Genomic DNA, 10,034 nt, shown 5'->3' with positions numbered 1-10,034 from the left:
GTATATTAGGGCTCTTTAAAACCTTTAAAAAAAACATTCTCATTAAATTATTGCGTAAGAAAAAATAGACTAAAGCTAATTTAAATACGCGTTAGGTATATTAGAAATTTAAAATACTAACCAAAAAACAACAACATCATTATTTTGAACTTTAGCAGCCATTATATTATTTTAATGATCTTGTTTTTAGTTTGGGAAGCGAACGACATTTTATTTTTTCCGAACTTTACGAGTGAAGTTGCAGATGAAAATATTTCAACATAAAAGTCTTTAATATGATTTACGACTTCATTTTAAGAAGTCAGGCTAAATATCTCCTGACTGGAGGTTAATTTTGTATATCACATTTATATTTTAGAGAAAGATACATATTACGCAGCTGTGGAAAATGTTAGTCCAACTTCATTTAAACTGTATTTTTTAGTCAAAGGGGGAGATTGTATTTAATATTTCTAAGTTGTTTCTCGCTTTAAAGTTTTTAGCGATATATATTTGTATTAGGCTAGATAAAAAGCCGATTAATGAGAATGGTTGTTATTTACTGCAATAGACAATTTATATTTAACTTATATTCATATAAACCTGCAGTGAAAAGGTTAATTACCTTGTAAAAAACAAGGGTTTTCTTTATTATCAGAACAATTTTTTTTTCGTTGATTTAGTCGATCAGCAATATACACTTGCACTGAGGAGATTTCTTAGTCAGCTGTTATTGTTTTAGCTAGATAATAATTGGAGAGTTTGAATGAGCAATGCGCCTGTTAACAACAGCCGTCGACGCTTTTTAACTGCAGCTACTTCGGTAGTTGGTGGTGTTGGTGTTGTCGGTGTGGCTGTGCCTTTCATTGGATCTTGGAACCCTAGCGCTCGTGCGAAAGCTGCAGGTGCGCCGGTTGAAGTCAATGTAAGTAAGATAGAGCCAGGTCAATTAATTCGTGCTGAATGGCGCGGTAAACCTGTATATGTTGTACGTAGAACAGAAGAAATTCTATCTACTTTGAGTGCTCATGATGGTCAATTGAAAGACCCTCAGTCAGAAGTACCACAACAACCAGTTTATGCAACTAATGCATACCGTTCTATTAAGCCTGAATTTTTAGTGGCATTAGGCGTATGTACTCATTTAGGTTGTGCTCCTACTTATCGCAAAGGCGACTTTGATCAAGAGGTTGAAGGCGTTAAAGACGGTTTCTTTTGTCCTTGTCATGGTTCAAAATTTGACATGGCTGGTCGTGTTTTCCAAAGTGTACCGGCACCAACTAACTTGATGGTTCCTGAACATTCATTTCCTACTGATGACACATTATTAATTGGTGTGGCCGGAGGAGCAGCATAATGTTTTCTAACTTAATGGCTTGGATCGAACAGCGTCTACCTTTGATGGACGCAATGAACAAACATGCAGCACAATACCCTGCACCAAAGAATTTCAACTTTTGGTATGTTTTTGGTATTTTGGCGAGTGTTGTTTTAGTAAACCAATTATTAACTGGTGTATGGTTAACAATGAACTATGAGCCTTCAGGCGATGGCGCATTTGCTTCTGTAGAATACATCATGCGTGACGTCGACTACGGTTGGTTATTGCGTTATATGCACTCAACGGGTGCTTCAGCATTCTTTGTTGTTGTATATATGCATATGTTCCGTGGAATGATGTACGGCTCTTACCAAAAACCGCGTGAATTACTGTGGTTATTTGGCATGTTAATCTTCTTAGTACTAATGGCCGAAGCCTTCATGGGCTACTTGTTACCTTGGGGTAATATGTCATATTGGGGTGCGCAAGTAATCATCTCTATATTTGGTGCTATTCCCGTTATTGGTGATGACTTAACCCTTTGGATCCGTGGTGATTATGTTATATCTGGGGCGACACTAAACCGCTTCTTTGCCTTACATGTTATTGCCTTACCATTAGTGTTAGTTGTGTTGGTTTTCTTACACATTTTAGCGCTACATGAAGTGGGTTCAAATAACCCAGACGGCACGAATATTAAAAAGCCTAAAGGTAGTGTTCCTCCTGAAGAGCAAAGTAAATTTACTTTCCATGAGCAGTACACTAAGAAATACGATATTGTTGATGCGATACCTTTTCATCCTTATTACACCGTTAAAGATTTAGTTGCAGTAGTCATCTTTTTGATTATATTTTGTGGCGTTATGTTCTTTGCACCAGAAGGTGGTGGTTACTTTATTGAGGCGCCAAACTTTGAACCTGCTAACGGCTTGAAAACGCCTGAGCATATTGCTCCAGTATGGTACTTTGGTCCTTTCTATACTATTTTACGTATTATTCCAGATAAGCTGTTAGGTGCCGTAGGTATGTTTGGTGCGATTATCGCATTATTCATGTTGCCTTGGTTCGACCGTGGTACGGTTAAATCATTGCGTTACCGTTGTACAGCCCATACGGTAAACCTTATTCAGTTCGCTATTTGTTTTATCATTTTAGGTGTTTTAGGTACTTTACCTTCAAACCCACTAAATAACATGATTGGTACGATTGCGAGTTTCGGTTACTTTGGCTTTTTCGTTGCGATATGGATTTACAGTAAAAACGAAAAAACTCAGCCAGTTCCAGAGAGGGTGACAGGAAAATGAAAAAATTAATTTTAGCAGTTTTAGCTGTGCTACCTATGTTAGCAATAGCATCTGGCCCTAGTCTAAAGTTAGATGAAGCTAATAATGATTTACGTGACAAAGAGTCTCTAAAACGTGGTTTTGAAGCTTACATTAATAACTGTCTAGCTTGTCATGAATTGAAGTATCAGCGCTATAATCGTACGTTTGCTGATCTTGGAATTTCTGATGAAGATGGCGCGGCTAATTATATGTATACCGGTGAAAAAGTCGGTGATCATATTACTAATACTATGCCAGGCAAAGAAGCGGCGAAGTGGTTTGGTAGCACACCACCAGATTTAACACTTGAAGCTCGTTTTAGAAGTCCTGATTGGATATACACTTATTTGCGCTCTTTCTATGTTGATGAAAGTCGTCCGTTTGGTGTAAACAATAAAGTATTTAAAGATGTTGGTATGCCACATGTACTACAAAATCTTCAAGGTGTTCGTACAATAGATGAGCATGGTAACCTTTCTGAGGCTACTGGCGGGTCTATGACCACCGAAGAATATGATGAGTTTGCTCGTGATTTAGCCAACTTCTTAGAATATACCGGTGAACCAAACAAACTTGAGCGTGAAAGCTTAGGTTATTGGGTTATTGGTTTCCTATTTATCCTACTATTCTTTGCATACTTACTGAAAAAAGAATACTGGAGAGATGTACACTAGTTATTAATGATTTTAATACAGTGTAAACTTTAGATATTACTGGGGGCTTTGGCCCCCTTTGTTAGTTTTTTTAATTAAAAATTTTTGGAGGCATTATGGCCATAGCCGCAAACAAACGCTCTGTTATGACTTTATATTCGCATGCAGATGATATGTACAGTCATCAAACCCGCATTGTGTTGGCAGAGAAGGGTGTCGGTGTAGACATCCATTTGGTTGACCTAGCCAATTTACCTGAGGATTTACTTGATTTAAATCCTTACGGTACTGTGCCAACGTTAATTGATCGTGAATTAGCACTTTATGAAGCGTCAATTATTATTGAATACTTGGATGAGCGTTTTCCTCATCCACCACTAATGCCGGTATACCCAGTGTCTCGTGGTCGTAGTCGTTTAATGATGCATCGTATCGAGCAAGACTGGTACAGCTTAGCAAAAACTATTTATAACGGACCAGCAGATGCCGCAGCAAAAGCTCGTCAGGAATTAAAAGAAAGCTTGTTAAGTGTTGCTCCTATTTTAAATGAAGCACCTTACTTTATGAGTGAAGAGTTTAGCTTAGTTGACTGTTACTTGGCTCCATTGCTTTGGCGTTTACCTGTTATGGGTATTGAACTTGAAGGTCAAGGCTCAAAAGAGCTGAAATCTTATATGTTAAAAGTATTTGAACGTGAGTCTTTTCAAGCGTCATTAACTGAGTCTGAGCGTGAACTACGCTTTGGCGCACCAGTTTAAGCACTAATGTTATGACAAACGCGATGACATCAACTAAGCCTTATATTGTTAAGGCTTTCTATGACTGGATTTCAGACAATGGCTTAACACCTTACATTGTAGTCGATGTAAATGTTTATGGTGTTATGGTTCCAATGTCATATGTAAATGACGGTCAAATCGTGTTGAATGTTTCTCTATCCGCTGTTGGTAGTATTTCAATGGGTGCAGAGACGATCGAAGTTAGTGCTCGCTTTGGGGGCAAGCTTGAAAATATGAGCGTGCCCTATGGCGCTATTGGTGCCATTTATGCCAAAGAAAATGGTGCAGGTACTTCCTTAGAAATTGAGCATCCTGAACAAGATGATATTGTTGAAAAGCCTGCGCAACCACCGGCTAAAGTATCTTCGGTGAAAGCAGTAGATAATAAAGTGGATGGAAAAGTGTCAGGAAAACAAGAAAACGCTGATATATCTAAAGCAAAAAGGCCAAGCCTTTCGGTTGTTAAAACCAAAAAAGATTAAGCTTTTTGAGTTCAGATATTCTAAGTTACCTAATTTTCATCATGAAAGAAACAGCACTTAATTGAATCAGGTTGTATAAATATTAAAAAAGGTAAGCGTAATGCTTACCTTTTTTGTTTTCTGGTATTCTAAATTACAATTGAGCGAAACAACGATCCGCTGCAGCTAAGGTAAATGCAATTTCATCTTCGCCATGTGCCGTAGAAACAAAACCCGCTTCAAAAGATGAAGGCGCCAGATAAACACCTTCTTCTAGCATCAAATGAAAGAATCGATTGAACTTCTCGGCATCACATGCAGTTGCCTGAGCAAAGCTGGTTATATTTTCTTCTTCAGTAAAGAAGAAACCGAACATTGCCCCAACATAATTAATTGCGAGTGACACACCATTGCGTTCAGCTGCTGCTTTTAAGCCCATTGCTAACTTTTCTGTCGCATCACTTAGCTGTTGATGTTTATTGCCTTTACAAAGCTCATTTAACGACGCTAAACCTGCTGCCATCGCTATTGGGTTTCCTGATAACGTGCCTGCTTGATATACTGGGCCAACGGGTGCAATGTAATCCATGATTTCTTTTTTACCACCGAAAGCACCAACAGGCATGCCTCCACCAATAACTTTACCGAGAGTGGTTAAATCTGGCAAAATATTGTAGTGAGCTTGTGCACCACCTAAAGCTACACGAAAGCCAGTCATAACTTCGTCAAAAATTAAAACGCTTTTATATTGATCACAAATTGCGCGTAAGCCTTCCAAGAAACCTGCTACAGGTGGTATACAATTCATGTTACCAGCGACAGGCTCAACAATAATACAAGCAATTTCATTACCAAATTTTTCAAATATTTCTTTTACTTGGTCAATATCGTTAAAGCTTACCGTTAAAGTATGTTTGGCAACATCTTCGGGTATACCCGGCGAACTTGGAACGCCCATAGTGAGCATGCCAGAGCCAGCTTTAACTAATAAAGAATCTGCATGACCATGATAACAGCCTTCAAATTTTAATATCTTGTCACGACCTGTAAACCCTCGCGCTAATCTAATAGCACTCATGGTGGCTTCGGTACCAGAACTGACCATACGTAATCTTTCCATCGATGGAACAATCTCACGTACTTTTTCAGCCATGGTTATTTCTAGTTCAGTAGGAGCACCAAAACTAAGACCATTTTGAGCCGTTTCAATAACAGCCTCAAGAATAGCAGGATGGTTATGACCTAAAATCATAGGTCCCCAAGAACCGACATAATCGACATATTTTTTACCGTCGGCATCGAAAATATAAGCACCTTGTGCTTTTTTGATAAATAATGGTGTGCCACCAACGCTATTAAAAGCACGAACGGGGGAGTTTACGCCACCGGGTATAATTTCTTGGGCTTCATTAAATAATTGCTGAGAATTTTTTGTCATAGTCATCTACTCGTTGTTAACGTTACATTTGAGATTGAAATTAGTATTTATTGGTATGCCAGGTAACGGGTTTCTCATAATGGCTAAGTCGGCTTTCAACGCCTAAACTCAATGCAAATAATGCCATGCGAACCAAAACACCATTTTGTGCCTGACGAAATATCGCCAAATTATCTAGGTCGTTTAAATCGATATCTAACTCGTTAGCTTCAACACGAGAATCGCGCGGTAGTGGGTGCATGATTACGGTGTGTTGATGGCAGTATTGCTGATATATTTTTCGGTTTAAACTAAAGTGACCACGGTATAAATCAGCTTCATCTTTGCTTGCAAAACGCTCTTGTTGAATTCTAGTTTGATAAATTACGTCACAAGCCAAGTTGCCTTCAATTTTGTCGGTCATCACCACTTCATGTCCAGCATTAGTCAGTGTATCTACTATGCTATCAGGCATTTGTAATGCTTTAGGCGCAATCATAGTGACTTTTATATTGTTGTATAAGCTAATTAATTTAGAAAGCGAGTGTACTGTTCTGCCGTGTTTAAGATCGCCCATTAAAACGATGTTTAAACCATCAAGCCCCATATCGTAACGCGCCATTTCTGACTGAATAGTAAATAAGTCCAATAAGGCTTGAGTCGGATGTTCATTAGCGCCATCTCCTCCGTTGATTACTGGAACACTGCTACCTTTAGCGAAATCAGCTACAGAGTGCATGGCAGGATGGCGCATTGCTATTACATCAGAATATCCGCTAATAACGCGTGCGGTATCAAATAACGATTCGCCTTTTGAAAGAGAAGAGTTTTCCTGTCCAACTGTTTCTCTAACAAAACCGCCTAATAAGTTAAAAGCTGTACCAAAACTAACGCGCGTTCGGGTGCTAGGCTCAAAAAACAAATTACTTAAGATTGCACCGTCGAGGACGTGACAGCGTTTTTTTCGCATGGCGTAAGGGGCCATTAGCGTTGAAATCTCTAGAATACGGGAAATACTTTCTCTATCGAATTGCGATACAGATAGGATATGGTTCCCTTCAAATTTCATCATGAATAATACCTAAATTATAAAGTAGATTAGCAATGAGACAATTCGCTATATTGTTAATCTCTTTTATTTATAATAAATAGCGGGCTGATACATAAAAATAACAGCAAAAATTTGCAGCGAAATATAGCACAAAAGTTACGTGCAGAATATGTATTATCTAATTTCTATTAAGAATTTTGTTTGATTTCTAGCCAAGATTTAAAAAGGTTTAATGTAAGCTAAAATCACAATAATTAGTAATATTATGACGGGTATTTCATTGAAAAATCTATAGAACTTCCCAGAACGTGTGTTCTTATCCTCAGCAAATGTTTTGACAAGTTTAAAGCAGTATCCATGGTAGAGCAGCAATAAAATGACTAAGCCAATCTTGAAGTGTAACCATTTAGCAGCAGCAAACCATGCATAGCCATATTGAACAATAATCGCAATACCCAGTAGCACAGTCAAAAGGGCAAAAGGTGTAACAAAATAAAGTAATCGGCGTTCCATACCTTTAAAGTGTTGGTGTACCGAGGGCTCTTTAGATTCAGCATGATTTACAAAAATGCGGGGTAAATAAAAAATGCCTGAAAACCAGGCTACCATAAAAAAAACATGAAATGCTTTGAGCCAAAGAATGGTTGTCATTTGTCGGTTTTTCCTTTTAATAGGTAAGAGCGAATATAGTCAAAAGTTATTATACCCATAATTTGATCGGGATTATCTTGGTATATATAAACTCCACCCTCCCTTGTTTTGACTAATAATAAATAAGCTTCAGCCAATGTAGCCTGACTAGAAAGTGGCAATAGCGTATGTTTCTCTATTGAAGGGGTATCTTCAATATTGGTGGTGTTTTGCTGATAAAAAATAAATGTTGCCTGTTCGTTATTGCGACTCACTTTACAAATAAGGTTATCTTGTGGGGTTTGTTCCGATAGTGCGACACTAATTGCATCTTCACTGGGATTATCCAATAGTGTGAAGGCTTCCTCCATTACCCCAATTACTCCTATACGTTGGAGGGATTTTTCAATAGGGGGTCTTCGGTAAGGTAAACCTTGTACTTCTAGCTGCATTATAAATATTGAGCGGTTGCCAAAAAATTGACCAGAGAAAACACAAGCACTCGTAATAACAATCATGGCAGGAACAATAATTTCAATTTGATTAGACATTTCAACTACACAAAGCAAGGCAGCTAAAGGCGCGTTGAGTGTAGCGGCCATAAAACCTGCCATGCCCATTAAAGCAAAGTCACTGGCGGAAAAATTTCCGGTCATAAAGTAGGTAGCTATAACGGAGCCACAAATTCCTGCAATAGCGCCAATGCCAAGAATTGGACCAATAATCCCACCAGGTATACCTAAGCCTAGGGCGAATATGGTCATCAGTACTTTTGCGACTAATAAGCCAAGTAATAACTGTAATTCTAAATTGTTTTGCAAAGAAAAATTAATAGCACTGAGGTCAGTTCCCATGGCATAAGGTACTGCATAGCCTAACGCTCCGGTTATAAATGCAGCTGTAAGTATTCGCGGAACAATATGAAAACGAGCACTGTGTTTTATTACTAAAATTAAGTAGCGATTAAAGACAAAGGCAATAAGACCCAATATCATACCTAAAATAGCTAAGATGAAATAATGATCAATATTTAAAGTAATATCGGTGAAATATCCGAATTCGTGTGTTGGCCCAAAAATACTACTTGTCGTCATAGAGCCAACAATAGCGGCAATCATTACCGGTATGAAAATATGGACTTTATATTCGCGTAATATTACTTCCATCACAAATAAAACCGCGGCAATAGGGGTATTAAAACAAGCAGCAATGCCAGCAGCAATACCGCAAGCACTTAAACTTCTAATAGCGTTATAGGGTAAGTTTAATTTATTGCCAATATAACTACTACAAGCGGCACCTAGATGTACCGCAGGGCCTTCCCTACCAACAGAGAAACCAGCAATCAGTGCTACTGCACTTCCAATGAACTGATTAACCGTGTTACGAAAAGGTATTACACCATTGGCAATCTTCAAACGATGCAAAACAAAAGGAATGCCACTACGAATATATTTATATCCCGTTAGCCAAGCAAAGAATAGAATGACAACCGCACCGATTATTGGTAATTGGAAACGACTTAAAGGGGTTAAGCTGTTATAGTCGTCTTTTTCGCTCATAAAAAATGATTGAACACCTTCTATGGTGAATATGAAAAGCACAACCAGCATTGCTGATGCAAAACCTCCAATAGCCGCTAATAAACATAGCTGCCAAGATGTTTGAGGTAGAGCAAGGCGTTTTTTAAGTTGGTTTATTGTCTTCATATTGAGTTGTTTTTATTGGACATATTTACAGACATTGCGGATATCATAATACTTTTCAAATGAATTGGTTAGCAAAAATAAATTTCAGCACCGTAGTAAAGCGCTTAGGAACATTTAGTTCGGCGATTTTACTCTTGATCATTGTCGCTATATTACTATTCTGTGGTTATAGAATAGGTAATTTCTATCATGGCTATCAAACGCAAACCTTAGCACAACAACAAAACCGATTAGACTTTACTTATCAGCAACTGGTTGAGAAAACTCAGCGAATAAATACCTTAGAAGTTGAATTAGAAGTTGAGCGTATGGCGAATATCCAAAGCCAGCAAACGTTAAAGTCTATTGAACAAGCACACTATCAAGTTAAAAAAGAACTCGCTTTTTATGAAAAAGTTATGGCGCCAGAAAAACAAGCCAATGGTTTAGTTATCGATGGTGTAAGCCTAACTAAATCAGAAAGTCCGGGGCATTATCGCTTTCAAGTTGTCCTCGTTCAGCAGTTATTACGCAAACGATATGCAAAAGGTTATATCGAGATCTCGATTACGGGTAGTTTAGATAACAAGCCAACTACTATTGCTTTATCTCAGCTGTCTACCTTAGAGCAGAAAGATTTATCATTTAGTTTTCAGTACTTCCAAATTATTGCCGGTGAATTAACTCTGCCTGAAAATTTTATTCCTGAAACTATTAATGTCGCTGCGAT

Annotated in this window: 10 protein-coding genes; 6 read left to right on the top strand and 4 right to left on the bottom strand. The window is 38.1% G+C overall.

The features are described from left to right. Window positions 1-745: 745 nt before the first annotated feature. From petA to H4J50_RS17190, 5 genes are all read left to right on the top strand, one after another. Complete coding sequence (petA, locus tag H4J50_RS17210) at window positions 746-1,336, top strand: ubiquinol-cytochrome c reductase iron-sulfur subunit (RefSeq protein ID WP_108457336.1); 591 nt, start codon at window positions 746-748, stop codon at window positions 1,334-1,336. Then, entirely contained in the window at window positions 1,336-2,604 is a 1,269-nt protein-coding gene (locus H4J50_RS17205) for a cytochrome bc complex cytochrome b subunit (protein WP_108457335.1), read from the top strand. Before petA ends, H4J50_RS17205 begins: the two co-directional genes overlap by 1 nt. After that, a complete protein-coding gene (locus H4J50_RS17200) occupies window positions 2,601-3,299 on the top strand; it encodes a cytochrome c1 (protein ID WP_108457334.1) in 699 nt (232 codons plus the stop codon). Before H4J50_RS17205 ends, H4J50_RS17200 begins: the two co-directional genes overlap by 4 nt. Window positions 3,300-3,394: 95 nt before the next feature. Further along, a complete protein-coding gene (gene sspA / locus H4J50_RS17195; protein ID WP_081150077.1) occupies window positions 3,395-4,036 on the top strand; it encodes a stringent starvation protein SspA in 642 nt (213 codons plus the stop codon). Between the two features lie 11 nt (window positions 4,037-4,047). Further along, window positions 4,048-4,539 carry a ClpXP protease specificity-enhancing factor gene (locus tag H4J50_RS17190; RefSeq protein ID WP_182257484.1) on the top strand — a complete coding sequence of 164 codons (492 nt, stop codon included), beginning with the start codon at window positions 4,048-4,050 and terminating at the stop codon, window positions 4,537-4,539. 133 nt (window positions 4,540-4,672) lie between these two features. Here H4J50_RS17190 and hemL read toward each other — a convergent pair whose 3' ends face one another. From hemL to H4J50_RS17170, 4 genes are all read right to left on the bottom strand, one after another. Then, window positions 4,673-5,956: a glutamate-1-semialdehyde 2,1-aminomutase gene (gene hemL, locus H4J50_RS17185; protein WP_182257483.1), complete on the bottom strand. Its 1,284-nt coding sequence runs from the start codon at window positions 5,954-5,956 to the stop codon at window positions 4,673-4,675. 40 nt (window positions 5,957-5,996) lie between these two features. Beyond that, on the bottom strand, window positions 5,997-7,007 hold the full coding sequence (locus H4J50_RS17180) for an aspartate carbamoyltransferase (RefSeq protein WP_182257482.1): 1,011 nt from the start codon (window positions 7,005-7,007) through the stop codon (window positions 5,997-5,999). Window positions 7,008-7,205: 198 nt separating this feature from the next. Next, window positions 7,206-7,637, bottom strand: coding sequence for a CopD family protein (locus H4J50_RS17175; RefSeq protein ID WP_182257481.1), 432 nt, complete (start codon window positions 7,635-7,637; stop codon window positions 7,206-7,208). Beyond that, the gene (locus H4J50_RS17170) at window positions 7,634-9,325 is read right to left on the bottom strand and encodes a chloride channel protein (protein WP_182257480.1); all 1,692 of its coding nucleotides are present in this window, start codon (window positions 9,323-9,325) and stop codon (window positions 7,634-7,636) included. The genes H4J50_RS17175 and H4J50_RS17170 overlap by 4 nt, the downstream gene beginning before the upstream one ends. Window positions 9,326-9,384: 59 nt before the next feature. Here H4J50_RS17170 and H4J50_RS17165 point away from each other — a divergent pair. Further along, on the top strand, window positions 9,385-10,034 hold a 650-nt coding region (locus H4J50_RS17165), incomplete at its 3' end, for a DUF6776 family protein (RefSeq protein WP_182257479.1).

Source organism: Colwellia sp. 6M3 (genome assembly GCF_014077595.1).
Classification (GTDB): domain Bacteria; phylum Pseudomonadota; class Gammaproteobacteria; order Enterobacterales; family Alteromonadaceae; genus Cognaticolwellia.
This window is presented reverse-complemented; position numbering and strand designations above follow the sequence as displayed.